Below are 19,849 nucleotides of genomic sequence, written 5' to 3' on the forward strand. Positions count from 1 at the left end.
GTGCGGGCCTGCCTGGAGGAGCCGAATACTTGCGACGCCGTACCCTTGTCTCAGCTGTGCTTTTTGTTCTGCTCGCAGTCGCCGCCGTTGTGGGAGGCGGAGAGATCGCAGCGCGCCGGTACATGGAGGAGACCGCCGCCCAGGCTCGCACCACGCTTCGTCTTGCCGTCTCCGCGCTGGAGGGGCACCTGAAGCGATACGAGGCGCTGCCCGCCCTCATCGCCGACCAGACGCTCGTCGAGGAACTGGTACAGCAGCCGCATGACGAACAGCTCAGGGCTCAGACCAATGCCTATCTGAAGGAGATCAACAGCCTTCTCACCTCTTCCGACATCTATGTCATGACGCCGGATGGCGAGACGATCGCCGCGAGCAATTACGACGGGCCCCTGAGCTTCGTCGGCGAAAACTTCAGCTATCGCCCCTATTTCCAGGACGCTGCATCCGGAAAGCAATCTCGATTCTACGCCCTGGGCACGACCTCCCTGAAGAGGGGCTACTATTTCGGCTCGCCCATCAGGGTGAATGGGGATGTACGCGGCGTGATCGTCTTCAAGGTCGACATCGACGGGATCGAGCGTTCCTGGACAGGTGGCGAGAGCCGTATCTTCGTCTCCGATCCGGAAGGCATCATCTTCATGACGGGATCGCCCGAATGGCTCTATTCGACGATCGAACCGCTGACGCCGGAGCGCCTGGCGCGAACGGAAGCCTCCCGCCGCTATGCGGACGCCTGGCTTCGGGAACTGCCGGTGAGGCGCGGCAGCTATGCCGGCCATGACAGCATGCTCATCTCTCAGAACGCCACCGAGCGCGAGTATCTCGTCGTTTCGGCCCCGATGCCGGACGCCGGCTGGACCGTCAATGTCCTCATGGACACGGGAACGGTGCGGGCGCAGACGCAGACGACAATGGCGGCCATTTTCCTTTTCCTCTGCCTCGCGGGGCTTTTCCTGGCGATCATCCTGCAGCGCCGGGCGCGTCTCAACGAGCGCATCCAGTTGCAAGCGGAGGCCCGCAACGAACTGGAACGGCGGGTTGCGGAACGCACGGCCGATCTCGCGCGGGTCAACAGCCGGATCGAGAAGGAGATCGCCGAGCGCCGGCTGACCGAGAAGCGTCTGCGCCAGACCCAGGCCGACCTTATCCAGGCCGGCAAGCTGGCCGGGCTCGGCCAGATGTCGGCCGCCCTTTCGCACGAGTTCAATCAGCCGCTCGCTGCCGCGAAGACCTATGCGGAGAGCGCTGCAGTGCTGATCGAACGCGGGCGGACGGAGGAGGCGAGCGACAACGTCCGGCGCATCTCGGCGCTGATCGACCGGATGGCGTCGATCAGCCGCCACCTTCGCAATTTCGCCCGCAAGCCGAACGAGAAGCTGGGCCCGGTGGCGCTCGACGAGGTGGTGCGCGATACGATGGAGATCGTGGCGGCCCGCCTCAATGCAGCCGATGCCAGGATCGAGGTGGAGCTCGACGAGCACCTGCCGCAGGTGAGGGCAGGCACGGTTCGGCTGCAGCAGGTTCTGGTCAACATCATCACCAATGCCGCAGATGCCGTGGAAGGGCTCGAGAACCGCGTCATAACGCTTTCGGCGAACCGGAACGGTGCCAAGGTCGAAGTGCTCGTCCGCGACCGTGGCCCAGGGGTTGCCTCCGCCATCCGGGAGCGGATATTCGACCCATTCTTCACCACCAAGGGAGTGGGGCGGGGCTTGGGTCTCGGACTTTCCATCTCCTACACCATCGTCAAGGATTTCGGCGGCAACCTGACGGTTGCGGATCATCCCGAAGGAGGAGCGGTCTTCCGCATCGAGCTGGATGCGGCGTCCGAATCGACGCTGGAGGCAGCCGAATGACCGAGCAGCGGGTTCTTCTGGTTGACGACGAGGAGGAACTGCGCCGTTCGACGGCGCAGGCGCTCGGGCTGTCGGGACTTTCTGTGCAGGCTTTTGCAAGCGCCGACCAGGTGCTGGAACTCATCGGCTACAGCTTCGACGGCGTTGTCGTGACCGACATCCGCATGCCTGGCATGGACGGCATGACGCTCCTGCACCGCATCCGCGAGCTCGATGCAGAGATCCCGGTGATCCTCGTGACGGGGCATGGGGACGTGCAACTGGCGGTGAAGGCGATGCGGGAGGGCGCATATGATTTCCTGGAGAAGCCGTTCACGCCGCAGCATCTTGCCGGCATCATCCGTCGTGCGCTGGACCGGCGCGGGCTGGTCCTCGAGAACCGGCGTCTGCGGGCCGTTGCGGGCAAACGCGACGATCTGGAGACGCGCCTGCCGGGGCGCACGCAGGTCATGGTCGATCTGCGCTATCGCATCCGGGCCATCGGTGCCACCGATGCGGATACGCTGATCATCGGAGATACGGGTGCAGGCAAGGAGGTCGTGGCGCGCGCAGTGCACGACATCAGCCCTCGGGCCAACCGCCCCTTCATTGCCATCAACTGTGCCGCGCTTCCGCAGAACCTCATCGAAAGCGAGCTCTTCGGCCACGAGGCCGGCGCCTTCCCGGGCGCCATTCGCGCCCGCTACGGCAAGTTCGAGCATGGCCGGGGCGGCACGATCCTCCTGGACGAAATCGGGTCCCTGCCGTTCGACCTGCAGGCGAAGTTCCTGCGCGTGTTGCAGGAGCGGGTCATCACCCGGTTAGGTTCCAACGAGGTCGTGCCCCTCGACGTCCGCTTCGTCGCCACCAGCAAGGTCGATCTGGCCGCCGAGGTGGCGGCGGGGCGCTTCCGCGCCGACCTGCTCTACCGGCTGAACGTTGCGACCATTCATGTGCCGTCGCTGGAGCAAAGGCGAGCGGACATACCGCTTCTTTTCCTGCAACTGGTCCGCGAGGCGGCTGCCCGCTACGGACGTGAGGATCCGCAAGTGCCGCCGGACGTGATTTCCGCGATCGCCCAGCGCGACTGGCCGGGCAATGTCCGGGAACTGCGCAATGCCGCGGACCGCCTCGTGCTCGGCCTGGAAGCCGGGCCGGGCGAGGCGGGTACAGGTCCGCGGGAGGGAGCCGGGCGCCTGGCGGACAAGGTCGCCGCCTTCGAGCGCAGCATCATCGCCGGGGCCATCGCCGCTCACGGCGGAGCGTTGAGGCCCGTCTACGAAGCGCTCGGCATCTCCCGCAAGACGCTCTACGAGAAGATGCAGAAATACGGATTGGACAAGCGGATGCTGGGTCCGGACCATATCCTTTACGAGGATCAGGACGGGTAGTTCTCGAATGGTATGGGTGGATTCCCACACATGCCCGGCGCCGTTGTTTCCGAATCCACCCAATTCCCGGCTCAAAGCTGAAAATTCTACTGCCGAACAATGGCACAAACGATTGCTTCGGACCCTGAGGGGGCAACAAGGTCCGGTCAGGCCGGCCTTGAGGAGCAGTGTCGGCTGGATTTTGGAGGATCCCAATGAAAATCATGAACGCCATTCTTGGCGCGACGGCGATCGCTGCCGTCTCTCTTTTCGCTGCAACCGCCGGGGCACAAACCTATCCGGAGCGCACCATCACTATGGTGGTGCCGTTCTCCGCGGGCGGTCCAACCGATACCGTCGCCCGGCTCGTTGCCGAATCCATGTCCAAGGACCTCGGCCAGCAGGTGCTCGTCGAGAACGTCGGCGGCGCCGGCGGCACCCTGGGTGCGGCTCGTGTCGCGAATGCCGAAGCAGACGGCTATACCGTGCTTCTGCACCATATCGGCATGGCAACCAGCGCCACGCTCTACCGTAAACTGCCCTACGACACCTTGAACGCGTTCGAATATGTCGGCCTCGTCACCGAGGTGCCGATGACGATCGTTGCCCGCAAGGACCTCGAACCGACGGACCTGAAGGGGCTCATCGAATACGCCAAGGCCAACAAGGATACGGTGACCGTGGCGAACGCCGGCATCGGCGCGGCCTCCCACCTGTGCGGCATGCTGTTCATGAGCGCGATCGAAACGCCGCTCGTGACGGTTCCCTACAAGGGTACCGGTCCGGCGATGACGGATCTGCTCGGCGGGCAGGTCGACATCATGTGCGACCAGACGACCAATACGACCAAGCAGATCCAGGGTGGCACGATCAAGGCCTACGCCGTGACGTCGCCGGAGCGCCTCGACGTGCTCAAGGATATTCCGACGGCAACCGAAGGCGGGCTGGCCGACTTCCAGGTCGGCATCTGGCACGGGATCTACGCACCCAAGGGCACGCCGGCGGAAGCCGTCGACCGTCTGTCGCAGTCACTCAAGGTCGCGCTGAAGGATCCGAACGTCGCTGCACGCTTCGCGGAACTCGGCACCGAGCCTTCGCCGGAAGCCGATGCGACGCCGGATGCCCTGAAGGCGAAGCTGGAAAGCGAGATCGCCCGCTGGAAGCCGGTGATCGAAGCTGCCGGCGAATACGCCGACTGAGTTCAAATCTCCCGCAATTCACGCCCTCTCTCCGTTCGCGGGGAGAGGGACGTGCCATGCCCGCCGAATCAGGGGCGGTACTGACCGAACTCCCTATTGTTCGAGCGATATTGCGGTGGCGTGAGGAGCGGCATTACCTGCCTGCTCCATCCTCGACGGAGACATCATGAAGTCCCTCAAATTCGACACGACCAACCTCTTGTGCGGTCTGCTGTTCATCGGCCTCGGCCTGTTCTTCGCTTTGCAGTCGCTTGCGCTGGAACTTGGAACCGCCTTCCGCATGGGCCCCGGCTATTTTCCGTTCGTGCTGGCCTGTGCGCTCATTCTGTTCGGGGCGATCATTCTGATCCAGTCGGTCCGGGTGGAAGGCGAGCCGATCGGCCATATCGCCTGGCGCGGCATCTTCTTCATTCTACCAGCCCCCGTCTTCTTCGGGCTGACGGTGCGGGGCCTTGGTTTCGTGCCGGCGCTCTTCCTGACGGCGCTGATCGCGTCCTTCGCTTCCGGCCGGATGCGACCGCTGACTGCCGTCATCCTGGCGGCCGGACTGACGATCTTCTCCGTGCTGGTCTTCAGCTACGGTCTCGGCTTGCCGTTCCGCCGTTTCGGCCCCTGGCTCGGTCTTTGAGAGGGACAGATGGATTTCTTCAATAACCTCGCGCTGGGCTTTTCTACCGCCTCATCCTTGGAAAACCTGTTCTTCTGCCTGATCGGGGTACTGCTGGGAACGCTGATCGGCGTCCTGCCGGGGATCGGCGCCACGGCCACCATCGCCATGCTGCTGCCGATCACCTTCCAGCTGGAGCCCGTCTCTTCACTCATCATGCTGGCCGGCATCTATTACGGTGCGCAATACGGCGGCTCGACGACCGCCATCCTCATCAACATGCCGGGGGAATCCTCCTCTGCCGTCACCGCCATCGACGGCTACCAGATGGCGAAGAGAGGGAGGGCAGGGGCAGCTCTGGCAATCGCCGCGCTCGGCTCCTTCTTCGCCGGAACGGTCTCGACGTTCCTCGTCGCCATCTTCGCCCCTCCGCTGACGGAGATCGCGCTGCAGTTCGGGGCGGCGGAGTATTTCTCGCTGATGATCGTCGGTCTCGTGTCGTCGATCGCGCTCGCCCACGGCTCCATCATCAAGGCGCTCGCCATGGTGGCGCTCGGGTTGCTGCTCGGCCTCGTGGGCACCGACATCTACACCGGCACGCCGCGTTTCACGCTCGGCATCCGTGAGTATTCCGACGGGTTGAACTTCGTTGCCGTTGCCGTCGGCGTCTTCGGTATCGCCGAAATTCTGCGCAACTTGGAAAGCGAGAAGACGCGCTCGCTGCTGATGGCGAAGGTCAGCGGTCTGCTGCCGACGAAGGACGACTTCCGCCGCATGGTCGGGCCGGTGCTGAGGGGCACCGCCATCGGCTCGGCACTCGGCATCCTGCCGGGCGGCGGTGCCATCCTTGCCTCCTTCGCTTCCTATACCGTGGAGAAGCGGGTGTCCGACCGGCCGGAGGAATTCGGCCAAGGATCCGTCGCCGGTGTCGCCGGTCCGGAATCGGCAAACAATGCCGGTGCCCAGACCTCCTTCATCCCGCTCCTGACCCTCGGCATCCCGGCGAACCCGGTGATGGCGCTGATGATCGGCGCCATGATCATCCAGGGCATCGTTCCGGGTCCCAACGTGGCGACGGAGCAGCCGGCATTGTTCTGGGGCATCATCGCCTCCATGTGGATCGGCAATCTGATGCTCGTGGTACTGAACCTGCCGCTGATCGGGCTGTGGGTGAAGCTGCTGACCATCCCCTATTACGTGCTCTTCCCGATCATCATGGCCTTCTGCTCGATCGGGGTCTACAGCGTGAATTCGAACGTCTACGACCTCTTCGCAGTCGCCTTCTTCGGCTTCATCGGCTACGTGCTGGTCAAGCTGCGCTGCGAGCCGGCGCCGCTGCTGCTCGGCTTCGTACTCGGGCCGTTGCTCGAAGAGAACCTGCGCCGGGCCATGATCCTGTCGCGGGGCGATCCGAGCACCTTCTTCACGCGCCCGATCAGCGCCACGCTGCTCTTCATCGCGCTCGTGGTGCTTGTGATCGTCTTCCTGCCCAGCGTGCGCAAGAAACGCGAAGAGGTCTTCCAGGAAGAAGATTGAGACAGCCGCTGCAGGCGCTCAGATCGAGTGGAGCGCCTGCAGTTCCGAGACCGGTGGCCGCTCGGCTATCCGGCGCAGCAGCAGCCGGCCCATGGTGGCGCCGGCCTCCGCCAGATCCTCATAAATCGTCTCGACACGCGGCCGGATCTGATCGAACAGGCCTGAGGTCTGCTTCGCCACCAGCATCACGTCGCGACAAAGTTCCAGTCCGCGATCGGAGGCGGCGGCCATCACCGCCATTGCGGAGACCTCGCCGCCGCAGATGAAACCATCCGGGCGATCCGGCTGCTGCAGCCGTCGATAGATCACCTCGCGTATGGCGTCCGACTTGCTGTCGAGGGTCACCTCGGTCGGAATGTCGAAGGGAATGCCCTCTTCCCGAATGGCGGTCATGAAGCCATGGCGCATGTGGTGCGCGAAGGTGAACCGATCCGGCGGCAGGACAATGCAGAGCTTGCGGGCGCCTGAGGCGATCAGCTTGCGTGCCGCCTGATAGGCGAAGGCGTAATTGTCGAAGTCCACGTAGGGATGTGGTGTCGCCAGTTCCGTCCGGCCGTGGCAGATGAAGGGAAAGTCCTTTTCCAGCAGCAGCCTCACGCGCTCGTCAGAGGGCTCGGTCCGGGTGAAGATGATCCCGTCGGCGAGACGGTTGCGCATGATGTAGCGTACCGGTTCGATTTGCGGCGTATCGGAGAAATGCGGCGTGATCACCAGGTGATAGGGTGTCCCGCGCAGGGCTTCCGTCAGGCCGTTGATCATCGAGGTGGCATAGCCCAGAATTTCCTCGTGAGGGTCGAGCACCAGGCTGATGACATTGGTGCGGCCGGTCCGCAGCCTTTGCGCCGCCCGGTCGGGATGATAGCCGATCTCATCGGCCGCCCTTCGAACGCGAAGGCGCGTTTCAAGGGCGATCTGCGGAGCATCGGCAAGGGCGCGAGACACGGTCGTGACAGCAAGACCCGTCAGTTCCGCGAGCGTCTTCAGCGTCGGCTTCGTTTCCGATGCCTGGGCCGCCGTCCCCTCCCGCACGGCGTGCTTCTTGCGTCTGTCGTCAGACATTCATCTGGCCCTCGTCTCCCCGCGCTCCCGCAGCACCGGTGCCAAATATATCGTTACAAATGCGTGTGGCAATGTGGCGCGAACCTTTTGTTCTCCCGTGGTGTGATTTCAAAAACAATAGGTTGACGGAATCGAAGGGCTATCGGCAGCGGTGGTCGTCGGGGTTGACATTCCCTCCGCTTGTATCGTTATAAATCGTTATCCGGAGAGGAGCCCGGATCTAGAGGGAGATTCTCATGAACATCAGAACGTTTACGAAGCTGGCCGCCGGCGCCGCCGTCATCGCGCTTACCGCAGGTGCGGCAAAGGCCCAGGAAAGCGTCGAAGTCCTCCATTGGTGGACCTCGGGCGGAGAGGCCGCAGCGCTCAACGTGCTCAAGGAAAACCTGCAGAAGCAGGGGATTTCCTGGCAAGACATGCCGGTCGCGGGCGGCTCGGGCGTCCAGGCCATGACGGCCCTTCGCGCCCGTGTCACCTCCGGCGATCCGCCGACGGCCGTCCAGATGCTCGGCTTCGACATCAAGGACTGGGCCGAAATGGGGGTCGTCGGCAACCTGAACGATCTCGCCAACGAGCAGGGCTGGGACAAGGTCATCCCGGCTGCGCTTCAGGAATTTTCCAAGTATGACGGCGACTGGATCGCTGCGCCCGTGAACGTCCACTCCACCAACTGGCTGTGGCTGAACAAGGCAGCGCTCGACAAGGCCGGCGGTAAGGCGCCGGAAAACATGGACGAGCTTTTCGCCGTTCTCGACAAGTTCAAGGAGCAGGGCATCACACCGCTCGCCCATGGCGGTCAGCCGTGGCAGGACGGCACGCTGTGGGAGGCCGTCGTCCTTTCGGTCGGCGGCATGGATTTCTACAAAAAGGCCGTCATCGACGCCGATGCGGAAGCGCTTTCCAGCGACACGATGCGCAAGGTCTTCGACAACATGTCCAAGCTGCGCGAGTATTTCGACCCGAACTTCTCCGGCCGCGACTGGAACCTTTCCACCGCGCTGGTGATCGAAGGCAAGGCCGGCGCCCAGCAGATGGGCGACTGGTCGAAGGGTGAATGGCTGCGCGCGGAAAAGAAGCCCGGCGAGGACTTCGTCTGCATCCGCTTCCCCGGCACGCAAGGTTCCGTGCTCTTCAACTCCGACCAGTTCGTGATGTTCGACGTCGGCGAGGACAAGCGCAACGCTCAGCTCAAGATGGCTGCTGCGGTCGAGGACCCGGCCTTCCAGATCGCCTTCAACACGGTCAAGGGCTCGGTCCCGGCCCGCACCGACGTCCCGGACACGGACTTCGACGACTGCGGCAAGAAGGGCATGAAGGACCTGGCCGAAGCCGCTGCAAGCGGCAATCTTGCAGGCTCGCTCGCGCATGGCCACGCTCAGCCGTCCTCCGTCAAGGAAGCCGTCTTCGACGTCGTCACGCAGCACCTGAACGGCCAGATCACCACCGATCAGGCCCTGGAGCGGCTGCCGCAGGCGGTAGCGTCCGCTCAGTAACCGCAACGCGATACGCAACTGGAAATGGCCGGGTCTCGCCCGGCCATTTCCACACCGACACATGGCAAGGATCCGGCTTCGACCGGAGGTGGTGCATGACTCCAATCGAACCCGTTCCGTTTGTCACGCCAGAGCGTCCCAGACGCACCGTCGCAACCCGTCTCGGCACGCTGTTGCCGAAGATCGTGCTGGCGCCGTCATTCGCGATCACCCTCGTCTTCGTCTATGGCTTCATCCTCTGGACGGTCTATCTTTCGTTCACGCGGTCGCGCATCCTGCCTGTCTACGACCTCGTCGGCTTCGATGCCTATTACCGTCTCTGGTCGCAGCCGAACTGGTACATGGCGATCAAGAACCTCGCCATCTTCGGCGTCCTCTATATCAGCCTGTGTATCGCCATCGGGCTCTTCATCGCGATCCTGATGGACCAGCGTATTCGGGCCGAAGGCCTGCTTCGGCCGATCTTTCTCTACCCCATGGCTCTTTCCTTCGTCGTCACCGGCACGGCCTGGAAGTGGTTCCTGAACCCGGGCCTCGGACTGGAGAAGACGATGCAGAACCTCGGCTGGGAGAGCTTCAAGTTCGACTGGCTGATCAATACCGACATGGCGATCTACACGATCGTCATCGCCGGCGTCTGGCAGGCGTCGGGCTTCGTCATGGCGATGTTCCTCGCCGGGCTGCGCGGGATCGACGGAGAGATCATCAAGGCGGCACAGATCGACGGCGCCTCGAATACGGCCATCTACCGGCGGATCATCATTCCGATGCTCCGGCCTGTCTTCCTGTCGGCGGTCATCGTGCTCGCCCACATGGCGATCAAGTCCTACGACCTCGTCATCGCGCTGACCGGCGGCGGTCCTGGGAATGCGACGGAGCTGCCTTCCACCTTCATGTATTCCTATACCTTCACGCGCAGCCAGATGGCCGTCGGCTCCGCGAGCGCGGTGATGATGCTGATGGGCATCACCGCCATCATCGTTCCCTATCTTTATTCCGAGCTTCGGGAGAAGCGTTCATGAGTGCCGCCAGCGAAACCGTCAGCGCAGGCTCCGCCCGGACCGCGCGCATCGTCATCTACGGCTTGCTGTTCCTGCTGGCGGCCGTCTATCTCCTGCCGCTCTACGTGATGCTGACGACGTCGCTGAAGTCGCTGGCCGAGATCCGCGGAGGCGACATGCTCGCGCTGCCGCGCGAGCCTTCGGCGGAGGCATGGGTAAAGGCGTGGGGACAGGCCTGCATCGGCGTGACCTGCGAGGGGATCAAGGGCTACTTCTGGAACTCGATCAAGATGGTCGTGCCGGCGGTCGCCATCTCGACGGTACTCGGCGCCCTGAACGGCTATGTCCTGACCAAATGGCGCTTCCCCGGCCACAAGATCGTCTTCGGGCTGATGCTCTTCGCCTGTTTCATCCCGTTCCAGGCGGTGCTGATCCCGATGGCGCGAGTGCTCGGCGTGTTCGGTCTCGCGAATTCGACGGCCGGGCTGGTCTTCGTGCACGTGGTGTACGGCCTCGGCTTCACGACGCTGTTCTTCCGTAACTATTACGAGGCTTTCCCGGACGAACTCGTCAAGGCGGCGATGATCGACGGCGCGGGCTTCTTCAAGATCTTCTGGCGGATCCTGCTGCCCAGTTCGGGTCCGATCATCGTTGTCACCGTGATCTACCAGTTCACCAATATCTGGAACGACTTCCTGTTCGGCGTGTCCTTTTCCTCGGGTGCTGAGTCGCCGATGACGGTGGCGCTGAACAACCTCGTTTCCTCCTCAACCGGCGTCAAGGAATACAATGTCGACATGGCTGCGGCCGTGTTCGCGGCACTGCCCACCTTGTTCGTCTACATCGTCGCCGGACGCTATTTCGTGCGCGGCCTGATGGCCGGCGCAGTCAAGGGATAAACGCAATGAGCTTTCTCGAGATCAGGAACCTGACCAAGAAAATCGGCAGCAACGAGGTCCTGAAGAATATCAGCATCGAACTGGAGAAGGGCGAGTTCCTGGTGCTGGTCGGCCCCTCCGGCTGCGGAAAGTCGACGCTTCTCAACGCCATTGCCGGACTGATGCCGCTGACGTCGGGTCAAATCATCCTCGATGGTCAGGTCATCAATGACCTGCATCCCTCCAAGCGTGACATCGCCATGGTTTTCCAGAGCTATGCGCTCTATCCGAACATGACCGTCGAGGAAAACATCGGCTTCGCGCTGGAGATGCGAGGCGTGGACAAGGTGAAACGCAAGGAGGCGATCCGGGACGTGGCCGGCACGCTCCAGATCGAACACCTTCTGGACCGCCGGCCAAGTCAGCTCTCTGGGGGGCAGCGGCAGCGCGTCGCCATGGGGCGGGCACTCGTGCGGCAGCCGCGGGTCTTCCTCTTCGACGAACCGCTCTCGAACCTCGATGCAAAGCTCAGGGTCGAGATGCGGGCCGAGATCAAGGCGCTGCACCACAACACGAACACCACCATCATCTACGTCACGCACGACCAGATCGAGGCGATGACGCTGGCAACCAAGATCGTAGTGCTGAGGGACGGAGCGATCCAGCAGGTCGGCACGCCCCACGAGATCTACAGCAGGCCAGCCAATCTGTTCGTCGCCGACTTCATGGGTTCGCCGGCAATGAACATGCTGAAGGGCAGGGTCGTCACCGTCGACGGCGCCCGCCGGATCGCGATCTTCGACAACACCGTCAATGTCGCTGTGCCGGCTTCCGTCACGGTTGATCTTGCGGAGGGCAGGGACGTCATTCTCGGCCTGCGTCCCGAAGGCATCACGGACGAGAGTCTTGCCGATCCCGCTGCCGGTTCGGTCACACGCGTCGATGCCGAGGTGGCACTCGTGGAACCGACAGGATCGGATACGTTCGTGACCGCCAAGCTGCAGGGCGGGACCTTCACCGCCCGCGTACGCGCCGATGTCTCGGTTGCTCCGAAGGAGCGGTTCACCTTCTTGTTCAACCTGGACAAGGCCGTCGTCTTCGACCCGGTCTCCAAGCAGCGCCTCTCGTAGGGGATCGTCCGGAACAAACAGGTATCGCCTCGGTTGGATCGGTGGACGAAATCGATTGAGAGGCGACGATGATGGGCAGAGACCAGTCTGCATCCGGCGGCTACCGCAATGATGGGCTACGAAGCGAACGCGATCCGGCGATGGACGAAGGCGGATCACGGCCTGAAGGCGATGCGGGCCGGCAGTCCGGTGACATGGCACGGGATGCCTACGGGCAGAACGAGATGTCGAAGGCCTGGGCGCGGGAATCCTATCGCGCCGACTATGGGCGAATCTCCCGGGAGACCCGCAACGATTTCGGCACCAGGCGCGTTGATCATGTCGAGGAGCCGCGCAAGCCGGAGTAGATCATCCGTCTCCCCGTGTGCATTCCGAAGTCCGCAGGAGCGAAAAATGACGCAATCGAGAAAGCCGTCCGACGCCGAGGCGATCAGGCACGACGCAAAGGCGCAGTTTGCCAACGTCAAGGCAGGCGCGAAGAGTTCCGGCGTCGCGAGCGCCAAGCCCACCGTCATCACCGGATCGGAGGATGCGACCGCCCACAAGGCGCCTCCGGGCAAGCAGATGCCCAAGAACGAATGGGATTCGAACTACGACGCCGGTGAACATCCTACCGACCGGTAACGATATCTTCTGCTGTCCCGGATCGGCTCGAAACAGACGGAGACGACGTCAAATAGGGACAGCAGAACCTGCTGCCGCCGACAGATTTTTACCCCGACCGCGAAATCTCCATTGCAGGCAATCGATAATATTGGACGCTTTCGAAAAAGCGGCTAAGAAGTCGTCGTGCTATATTAGCAAAGGGCGGGAAAATGCGGTTTTCTGCTGATGCGACGTGGACTGACGTCGCAGAGGGGGTGTGCTAGTGCGGAAACTTTTCCGGTTTTCGCGTTCTGTCCCCACAGCGTCCATCGGTGTCTATCTCGTGGCGCTTTCGGCTGTGGTCGCCCTGCCGCTTGTCGTTTTCGTCATGCTGCTCATGATGGAACTGGAGCGCAGGGACCGGGAAATACTCGCCGCAAACACGGCAGAAGAAGCGCAGACGGTGGCCCGCTCGATGGACCGTACGCTGCAGGACATGACCACCACGCTGCGCGTCCTGGCAACGTCGCCGGAGCTGGAAGCGGGCAATCTCCAATCCTTCCACAACAGAACCCAAAAGAGCCTGCGCTCCAACTCGCTTTACGTCCTGGCGGCTGCAGCCGACGGGCAGCAGTTGCTGAATACACGCGTTCCGTTCGGCGCTCCATTGCGGAAGGTCTCCGATCCGGAGTCACTTGCGACTGCGCTTGAGACCAGGGTGACTCATGTCTCCGATGTCTTCTTCGGCGCAACCAGCCAGCAGTTCGTCTTCAATGTCGTCATGCCGCTGCCCGAGGATGTTGCGCGCTCTTCGGGCGCCGCGGCGTTGATCATGACCCAGAATGCCGCCGATCTGGGGAGGTTGATCTCCATAGAAGGGCTGCCGCCGCAATGGTCGGTGGCGATCGTGGACGGAGCAGGCAAGATTGTCATGTCGGCGGGGGAAAGCAACGCGTCTTCCATCAGTGCCTTTCCGGAGGAAACGTTGAAGTTGATGACGGGTATCAACGGGACGATCGAAGACGTCGACGGAGAGCCGCGGCAAATCTATGGTTATGCACAGGTACTCGGCTCGACTTGGAAGGCGGTCGTCTGGGGTCCCATCGAGGCTGCCCAGAGTGCCGTGATCGCCACCTCGCGGCGCCTGCTGATCGGCAGCCTGCTTTTCCTCGGCATCGGGATGCTCTGCGGCTACTTGATCGCCCGTCAGCTCAGAATCCCGATCAGTCAGATCGCCCGGATGGCGGAACGCATCGGCAAGGGTGAGATCGTCTCTCCCGTCGAGACCCGAATCAAGGAGGCGAGCCAGATCGCCGTCGCGCTGTCCAATGCATCCTTCGACCGCAGTCAGGCGGAAGACCGGATGCATCTCATCCTTCATGAACTGGTCCACCGAACCAAGAACATCCTGACGCTGGTGCAGGCGATGATGCGGCAACTCGCCCGGCAGTCCCGAAGCATGGATGAGTTCCAGAAGGCGATCTCGGAGCGGTTGCAGGGCCTCGGCAAGTCGATCGAGGCTCTCGCCAGCGAGCAGTGGGCGGGAGTGCCGCTCAAGAGGCTCGTCACCATCCAGCTCGACACGTTCGCGGAGGCGTCGGACCGGGTGGAACTCGACGGGGAAGATTTTGCCCTGCGGGCGGAGGCGGTGCAGAACCTCGGCCTCGTGCTTCATGAACTTGCGACGAACTCGCTCAAGTATGGGGCACTTTCGGTGCCGGAGGGAAGGGTTCGGGTTTCCTGGAGGCAGGACGACCCGGCGGATCCGCATTCGCTGCTCCACCTGACCTGGGAGGAGTTGGACGGCCCGGCGGCGCATGAGCCGAGCGAGACAGGATTCGGTACGACCATCATCCGCCGGCACGCCGCAGCGGCATTCGGCGGCAACGTCCAGATACAGTACCTTCCCACCGGTCTTGTCTGGACGCTGGTCGCACCGCGCGAGGCGTTCGAGCGGGGTGCGGGCGATTCAGTGCAGGATCTGATGTCGGGATGAGCCGGTCCGGAACGAAGATCGCCGCTTGCCGTTCTATGGCCCATGGATGCCGTCACCGATCTTTCTGTTCTTGATGAACAGTATCTCCAGGCTGCGGGCCTGACCTATGTCAACGACACTGAACCCGGCATAAGGCGGCTGCGGAAAGGCAAGGGATTTTGCTACCGCCTTCCCGACGGAAGCCTTCTTTCCGACCCCGACGAAAAGCGCCGGATCACGTCCCTCGGACTTCCTCCGGCCTATGAGAACGTCTGGATCTGCCTTGATCCGCGCGGCCATCTGCAGGCAACCGGCTATGACGCCAGAGGACGCAAGCAATACCGCTACCATCAGGACTGGCAGGCGCTGCGCAGCGAGCTGAAGTTCGACCAACTGGTCCGCTTCGGAGAGGTGCTGCCGCGAATACGCCGTCGGATCGAGCGCGACCTTGCCCTCGGCCTGGATACGCCCGAGGCGGTTCTCGCAGCGATCGTGGCATTGATGGACACGGCGCATCTGCGCGTCGGCAACTTGGCCTATGCCAGGGAAAACCGAACCTACGGCGCCACCACGCTTCTGAAGCGTCACATGACCGTGTCTGACGAAGCGGTGATCCTGCGGTTCACGGCCAAGGGGGGCAAGAGGGTCAGCCATACGATCAAGCATCCGCGCCTGCAGCGCATCTTCGAGGAGATTGCCGACCTTCCGGGACGGCAGCTTTTCTCGTGGCCGGACGAGGGTGGCGTGCCGCGCGCCGTCGATTCCGGCAGGCTGAACGCATACCTCGCCGAGGTGGCAGGCTTTCCCGTGTCCGCGAAGACGTTTCGCACCTGGGGCGGAAGCCTTGCCGGCTTCTCCGCGGTCTGGCAGGCGGTGAAGGAGGGAGAGAGGCCGCGCGTCAAGCTCATCTGCCGTGCGGCGTCCGAACGGCTTCACAACACGCCGGCGGTCTGCCGTTCGAGCTACATCCACCCTGCCATCCTGTCTCTGGTGGATGATATGGCGCCGCTGGAAAGAATCTTTGCCACGCCGGGAAAGCTGCCGCAGGCGCGAGGACTGAGGGCAGACGAGCGACGCATGCTGGCATTCCTGAAGCACGCGGCCGAGGAGGCTGCATTTGCCACACCTGTCGAAAGGTGGCGGGCTGCTGCCGAGAGGGCATGATCAGGGGGCGCGGATGCCGCTCCACCTTCTCCCGTCTTCTCGACCGGGAGCCATGTCGCCTAAAGCCGGCCGCTCGACAAATCCCGCCCGTTGATCGAAGCGGGCACGCTGATTTCTTCCTGAGGTGCCTTGGGCAGCGGCAGTTCAACCGCTTCCGGAACAAGTACCTGCATTTCTTCGGAGTGTTGCTCCCTGGCCGCAGGCTCCGCCCTGCCGCTGATGCTGCCGAAAAACCGTCGGAAGAAGTTGTGCATCGTGACATCCTTTCCTGGAGAATGGGCGTCGGGCCCGGAACGAAAACACTTCACTGCCAGTAACGTTCCGCCTTTCTTTCGCCAAGAGATGGAACTTGATCAAGGCGAGGGAACAAAAGCCCCTTTGCGGAGTTGCAGCCGCAAGGCCAGCGGGGGTGTCCTCCGGAGGCAGTTTGGGGGCGAGGGGTGGCTTGGAGGATCTAGGCATTATCGAGGGATACGGTGTCGTAGGTCCGCGGCGCCGACGATCAGCAACAGACTGTCGTGGCGGGCGATGGGCCTGCATGCTCGGTGCGCTCTTCGTTTGTCTTTCCCTTTCCTCATGTTCGGGGGTTCAGTCGGCGCTCGATCCGGCAGGCTTGGAAGCTTCCAAGGTTGCGACGCTGTTCTACGTCATGCTGGCCGGCGGCGGCCTGATCTGGCTCGGAGTGGTCGGCGCACTTTTTTATGCGACGCGAACAGGAAGGGAGCCGCATTCGGAGCGATCGGCAGGCCGCGTGATCCTGTGGTGCGGTGTGATCGTTCCCGTGACGGTGTTGGCCGCGTTGCTCTCCTACGCAGTCTGGCTCATGCCGAATATGCGTCCTTGGGCGCCGGGCGGCGAGGGGGGATTGCGCCGGATCGAGGTGACGGGGGAGCAGTTCTGGTGGCGGGTGCGCTATCTCAGAGCCGACGGCAGCCTGTTGTTCGAAACGGCCAACGAGGTGTTCGTTCCTGTGGGTGAGCGCGTGCTCTTCGTGCTGAAGTCGCCTGACGTGATCCATTCCTTCTGGATTCCCTCCCTTGGCGGTAAGATGGACATGATCCCCGGGCGCATCAACCACGTTGCGCTAGAGGCCACGAAGCCGGGGACCTATCGCGGCGTCTGCGCCGAATTCTGCGGTCCCTCCCATGCGCTGATGGCTTTCTCGGTCGAAGCGGTCGATGCGGCTGAATTCGAGGATTGGATCGCTTCCCGCCGGGCCGGCCGACCTGCCGCGGACCCGGGCGGTCTCGAATTGTTCCTCCGGCACGGTTGCGATGCCTGCCATGCAATCGCCGGAACGACGGCCGACGGCACGATCGGGCCGAGCCTCACGGCATTCGGCGCTCGAGGCAGCGTCGGCGCGGGGACGTTGCCGAACACGGTGGAGGATGTCGCCCGCTTCATCCGTTATCCCGACGAAATCAAGCCCGGCTCGCGGATGCCTTCCTTCGGCATGCTGCCGGAGGGGGATGCGGAGCGGATCGCCGCCTATCTGAAGGGGCTCAGATGACGAAGGTACTTGGTGATTTCTCCCCGGAAGAGAGGGCGGCCCAGGAGGAGCGGCTTCGCAAGGTCTGGGAGACGCCGGGCGGCTGGCGTTACTGGACCTCGGTGAACAACAGCGACATCGGCCTCTGGTACGGCGTCGCGTCGTTCGGCTTCATGCTCTTTGCCGGAACGCTGGCGCTGCTCATGCGACTGCAACTGGCGGTGCCGGACAACGATCTGCTGACGGCGGACTTCTTCAACCAGGCCTTCACCCTGCACGGCACGGTGATGATGTTTCTCTTTGCGGTACCGATCTTCGAGGCGATCGCGATCTTCCTGCTGCCGTCGATGCTGGGGGCTCGCGAACTGCCGTTCCCCAGGCTGTCCGCCTTCGGATTCTGGAGCTTCCTGCTGGGCGGCGTCTTCGTGTGCGGCTCGATCTTCTTCAATTCGGCGCCCAGCACCGGCTGGTTCATGTACCCGCCGCTCGCGACCGACAAGGAATTTTCCGGCATCGGGGCGGACATCTGGCTCCTGGGCCTGTCGTTCATCGAGGTGGCATCCATCGCCGCTGCAGTCGAGATCATCGTCGGCATCATGAAATGCCGCGCTCCCGGCATGCGGATCAATCTCATGCCGATGTTCGCATGGTATCTCCTGATCGTCGCAGGGATGATCCTGTTCGCATTCCCGCCGCTGATCGCCGGGGACATCCTGTTCGAAATGGAGCGGATGTTCGACTGGCCGTTCTTTGACGCCGAGCGGGGCGGAGATCCGCTTCTCTGGCAGCATCTCTTCTGGATCTTCGGCCATCCGGAAGTCTACATCATCTTCCTGCCGGCCATCGCTCTCATGGCGATGATCGTGCCGACCTTCGCGCAGCGTCCGATCGTCGGCTATTCCTGGATCGTTCTGGCGGCGGTCGGGACCGGCTTCCTGAGCTTCGGCCTGTGGGTGCACCACATGTTCACCACGGGCCTGCCGCAGATCTCCCTCGCCTTCTTCTCAGCCGCATCTGAAGCCGTGGTCATCCCGACGGGCGTGCAGATATTCGTGTTCATCGCCACGATGCTCGCCGGCCGCGTGATCTTTTCCGTTCCCATGCTGTTCGGCGCGGGCGGCCTGATCACCTTCGTGATCGGCGGGCTGACCGGGGTCATGGTGGCGCTCGTGCCCTTCGACTGGCAGGCGCACGACACCTACTTCGTCGTTGCCCATCTCCACTACGTGCTGATCGGCGGAATGCTGTTCCCGGTGGTGGCGGGGATCTATTACTACTTCCCGTTCGTTACCGGAAAAAAGCTCAGCGACGCATGGGGCAAGGTCGCGTTCTGGCTGATGTTCATCGGCTTCAATGTCGGCTTCTTCCCCATGCACTTCTCAGGCCTGAGGGGCATGCCGCGCCGCGTCTTCACCTATCCGGGCGACCTCGGATGGGACTGGTTCAATCTTATCTCCACCATCGGCGCCTTCGTCTTCGCAGCCGGGGTGTTGACCATCATTGTCGACATGTTCCGGCCCAAGTACAAGCTGAACGACCTCAACCCGTGGCGCTCCGGAACCCTCGAGTGGACCAACAACCCAGACGAAAGCTGGGGGATGCGATCGGTACCGATCATCACCAGCCGCTATCCTCTGTGGGACCAGCCCAATCTGCAGCGCGACATCGACGAAGGACGATATTATCTGCCGGATGCCAAGTCGGGGCGGCGGGAGACGCTGGTTACGTCGGTGCTGGATGCGGAGCCTATCCAATGCCTTCGGGTCGGAGGAACCTCCTACGTTACGATCGTCGCCGCCATGGCTCTGGGTGGCGTCTTCATAGCGCTGACCTTCCACTGGTGGATCACGACCATCGTCTGCGCCATCATCACTTTGATGGCAATCCTGTACTGGCTATGGACGGGAACGGCCGAAATCCCGGAAGCACCGGAGATCGACGTCGGACTGGGCGAGCGCCTGCCCATCTACCGCTCCGGTCCGGCCTCCGTGGGGTGGTGGGCGATGTTCATCACGATGGTGGGCGACGGAACGGCTTTCGCCAGCCTCGTCTTCGGCTATTTCTTCTATTGGACCATCCATGAGGACTTCACCGCGGGCATCAGTGGGCCCGGCGCCTTCTGGCCGATGGCCGCGCTTCTGCTGTTTCTTTTCTCCTGGGTGCTGATGCTGGCGGCTCGTCATCTCAACCGCGACGACAATATCATTGCTGCCCGCACGGCATTGGTCGTCGCTTTGGTCGTGACAGTGGCTGCCTCGGTATCGGGTTTGATGGGACCGTTCACCCACGATATGGACCCGACATCCCATGTCTATCCGGCTACGGTCTGGATCATCTCGATCTGGACGGTTGTCCATGCCGTTGTCGGCTGCATCATGCAGGCCTACTGCCTGGCGCGCAGTTTCGCCGGCAGGATGACGGCGCGCTACGATCAGGACATCGTCAACGTGACCCTCTACTGGCACTTCCTGGCGGTCACCGCCATCGTATCCTTCGGCGTGCTCGGGCTGTTCCCGATGATGAGGTAG

Annotated in this window: 17 protein-coding genes; 15 read left to right on the forward strand and 2 right to left on the reverse strand. The window is 62.8% G+C overall.

Annotated features, from left to right (window positions below):
* The first annotated feature begins 29 nt into the window (after window positions 1-29).
* The 5 genes from RTCK_RS10615 (at window position 30) to RTCK_RS10635 (ending at window position 6,547) form a co-directional block, all read left to right on the forward strand.
* On the forward strand, window positions 30-1,856 hold the full coding sequence (locus RTCK_RS10615) for a sensor histidine kinase (RefSeq protein WP_408004524.1): 1,827 nt from the start codon (window positions 30-32) through the stop codon (window positions 1,854-1,856).
* Complete coding sequence (locus RTCK_RS10620) at window positions 1,853-3,226, forward strand: sigma-54-dependent transcriptional regulator (protein WP_142592784.1); 1,374 nt, start codon at window positions 1,853-1,855, stop codon at window positions 3,224-3,226. The genes RTCK_RS10615 and RTCK_RS10620 overlap by 4 nt, the downstream gene beginning before the upstream one ends.
* A gap of 194 nt (window positions 3,227-3,420) precedes the next feature.
* Window positions 3,421-4,404, forward strand: a complete 984-nt coding sequence (locus tag RTCK_RS10625) for a tripartite tricarboxylate transporter substrate-binding protein (RefSeq protein ID WP_142519608.1) — start codon at window positions 3,421-3,423, stop codon at window positions 4,402-4,404.
* 166 nt (window positions 4,405-4,570) lie between these two features.
* Entirely contained in the window at window positions 4,571-5,032 is a 462-nt protein-coding gene (locus RTCK_RS10630) for a tripartite tricarboxylate transporter TctB family protein (RefSeq protein WP_142519609.1), read from the forward strand.
* A gap of 9 nt (window positions 5,033-5,041) precedes the next feature.
* Window positions 5,042-6,547 (forward strand): tripartite tricarboxylate transporter permease, encoded by a 1,506-nt coding sequence (locus RTCK_RS10635; protein ID WP_142592785.1) that lies wholly within the window; start codon window positions 5,042-5,044, stop codon window positions 6,545-6,547.
* Between the two features lie 18 nt (window positions 6,548-6,565).
* Here the strand turns inward: RTCK_RS10635 and RTCK_RS10640 are convergent, their stop codons facing one another.
* Window positions 6,566-7,606: a LacI family transcriptional regulator gene (locus RTCK_RS10640; RefSeq protein ID WP_142519611.1), complete on the reverse strand. Its 1,041-nt coding sequence runs from the start codon at window positions 7,604-7,606 to the stop codon at window positions 6,566-6,568.
* Between the two features lie 236 nt (window positions 7,607-7,842).
* Here RTCK_RS10640 and RTCK_RS10645 point away from each other — a divergent pair, with 236 nt between their 5' ends.
* The 8 genes from RTCK_RS10645 to RTCK_RS10680 all read left to right on the forward strand — a co-directional run bounded on the left by RTCK_RS10645 (window position 7,843) and on the right by RTCK_RS10680 (window position 15,832).
* Window positions 7,843-9,099 carry an ABC transporter substrate-binding protein gene (locus RTCK_RS10645; protein ID WP_142519612.1) on the forward strand — a complete coding sequence of 419 codons (1,257 nt, stop codon included), beginning with the start codon at window positions 7,843-7,845 and terminating at the stop codon, window positions 9,097-9,099.
* A 95-nt stretch (window positions 9,100-9,194) separates the two neighbouring features.
* Entirely contained in the window at window positions 9,195-10,121 is a 927-nt protein-coding gene (locus tag RTCK_RS10650) for a carbohydrate ABC transporter permease (protein WP_142592786.1), read from the forward strand.
* Window positions 10,118-10,999 carry a carbohydrate ABC transporter permease gene (locus tag RTCK_RS10655; RefSeq protein WP_142519614.1) on the forward strand — a complete coding sequence of 294 codons (882 nt, stop codon included), beginning with the start codon at window positions 10,118-10,120 and terminating at the stop codon, window positions 10,997-10,999. The genes RTCK_RS10650 and RTCK_RS10655 overlap by 4 nt, the downstream gene beginning before the upstream one ends.
* Window positions 11,000-11,004: 5 nt before the next feature.
* Entirely contained in the window at window positions 11,005-12,108 is a 1,104-nt protein-coding gene (locus RTCK_RS10660) for an ABC transporter ATP-binding protein (RefSeq protein WP_142592787.1), read from the forward strand.
* Window positions 12,109-12,176: 68 nt separating this feature from the next.
* Window positions 12,177-12,455 (forward strand): hypothetical protein, encoded by a 279-nt coding sequence (locus tag RTCK_RS10665; RefSeq protein ID WP_142592788.1) that lies wholly within the window; start codon window positions 12,177-12,179, stop codon window positions 12,453-12,455.
* Window positions 12,456-12,501: 46 nt separating this feature from the next.
* Window positions 12,502-12,732, forward strand: a complete 231-nt coding sequence (locus RTCK_RS10670) for a hypothetical protein (RefSeq protein ID WP_142592789.1) — start codon at window positions 12,502-12,504, stop codon at window positions 12,730-12,732.
* A 244-nt stretch (window positions 12,733-12,976) separates the two neighbouring features.
* The gene (locus RTCK_RS10675) at window positions 12,977-14,689 is read left to right on the forward strand and encodes a sensor histidine kinase (RefSeq protein ID WP_408004525.1); all 1,713 of its coding nucleotides are present in this window, start codon (window positions 12,977-12,979) and stop codon (window positions 14,687-14,689) included.
* A 42-nt stretch (window positions 14,690-14,731) separates the two neighbouring features.
* Window positions 14,732-15,832 (forward strand): DNA topoisomerase IB, encoded by a 1,101-nt coding sequence (locus RTCK_RS10680; protein ID WP_142592790.1) that lies wholly within the window; start codon window positions 14,732-14,734, stop codon window positions 15,830-15,832.
* Window positions 15,833-15,891: 59 nt separating this feature from the next.
* Here RTCK_RS10680 and RTCK_RS10685 read toward each other — a convergent pair whose 3' ends face one another.
* Window positions 15,892-16,086 carry a hypothetical protein gene (locus tag RTCK_RS10685; RefSeq protein ID WP_142592791.1) on the reverse strand — a complete coding sequence of 65 codons (195 nt, stop codon included), beginning with the start codon at window positions 16,084-16,086 and terminating at the stop codon, window positions 15,892-15,894.
* A 359-nt stretch (window positions 16,087-16,445) separates the two neighbouring features.
* Between RTCK_RS10685 and coxB the strand changes: the two genes are divergently transcribed.
* Both coxB and ctaD read left to right on the forward strand, forming a co-directional pair.
* Entirely contained in the window at window positions 16,446-17,342 is an 897-nt protein-coding gene (coxB, locus tag RTCK_RS10690) for a cytochrome c oxidase subunit II (protein ID WP_235988669.1), read from the forward strand.
* On the forward strand, window positions 17,339-19,849 hold the full coding sequence (ctaD, locus tag RTCK_RS10695) for a cytochrome c oxidase subunit I (RefSeq protein ID WP_142592793.1): 2,511 nt from the start codon (window positions 17,339-17,341) through the stop codon (window positions 19,847-19,849). Before coxB ends, ctaD begins: the two co-directional genes overlap by 4 nt.

The organism is Pseudorhizobium endolithicum, assembly GCF_902153245.2.
Taxonomy (GTDB): Bacteria; Pseudomonadota; Alphaproteobacteria; order Rhizobiales; family Rhizobiaceae; genus Neorhizobium; species Neorhizobium endolithicum.

Excerpts from the sequence above, each read along its gene's own strand:
- ctaD (WP_142592793.1), top strand. The coding sequence starts at position 17,339 with ATGACGAAGGTACTTGGTGATTTCTCCCCGGAAGAGAGGGCGGCCCAG.
- RTCK_RS10620 (WP_142592784.1), top strand. The coding sequence starts at position 1,853 with ATGACCGAGCAGCGGGTTCTTCTGGTTGACGACGAGGAGGAACTGCGC.
- RTCK_RS10645 (WP_142519612.1), top strand. The coding sequence starts at position 7,843 with ATGAACATCAGAACGTTTACGAAGCTGGCCGCCGGCGCCGCCGTCATC.
- RTCK_RS10650 (WP_142592786.1), top strand. The coding sequence starts at position 9,195 with ATGACTCCAATCGAACCCGTTCCGTTTGTCACGCCAGAGCGTCCCAGA.
- RTCK_RS10665 (WP_142592788.1), top strand. The coding sequence starts at position 12,177 with ATGATGGGCAGAGACCAGTCTGCATCCGGCGGCTACCGCAATGATGGG.
- RTCK_RS10640 (WP_142519611.1), bottom strand. The coding sequence starts at position 7,606 with ATGTCTGACGACAGACGCAAGAAGCACGCCGTGCGGGAGGGGACGGCG.
- RTCK_RS10670 (WP_142592789.1), top strand. The coding sequence starts at position 12,502 with ATGACGCAATCGAGAAAGCCGTCCGACGCCGAGGCGATCAGGCACGAC.
- RTCK_RS10685 (WP_142592791.1), bottom strand. The coding sequence starts at position 16,086 with ATGCACAACTTCTTCCGACGGTTTTTCGGCAGCATCAGCGGCAGGGCG.
- RTCK_RS10625 (WP_142519608.1), top strand. The coding sequence starts at position 3,421 with ATGAAAATCATGAACGCCATTCTTGGCGCGACGGCGATCGCTGCCGTC.
- RTCK_RS10655 (WP_142519614.1), top strand. The coding sequence starts at position 10,118 with ATGAGTGCCGCCAGCGAAACCGTCAGCGCAGGCTCCGCCCGGACCGCG.
- RTCK_RS10630 (WP_142519609.1), top strand. The coding sequence starts at position 4,571 with ATGAAGTCCCTCAAATTCGACACGACCAACCTCTTGTGCGGTCTGCTG.
- RTCK_RS10635 (WP_142592785.1), top strand. The coding sequence starts at position 5,042 with ATGGATTTCTTCAATAACCTCGCGCTGGGCTTTTCTACCGCCTCATCC.
- RTCK_RS10660 (WP_142592787.1), top strand. The coding sequence starts at position 11,005 with ATGAGCTTTCTCGAGATCAGGAACCTGACCAAGAAAATCGGCAGCAAC.
- RTCK_RS10680 (WP_142592790.1), top strand. The coding sequence starts at position 14,732 with ATGGATGCCGTCACCGATCTTTCTGTTCTTGATGAACAGTATCTCCAG.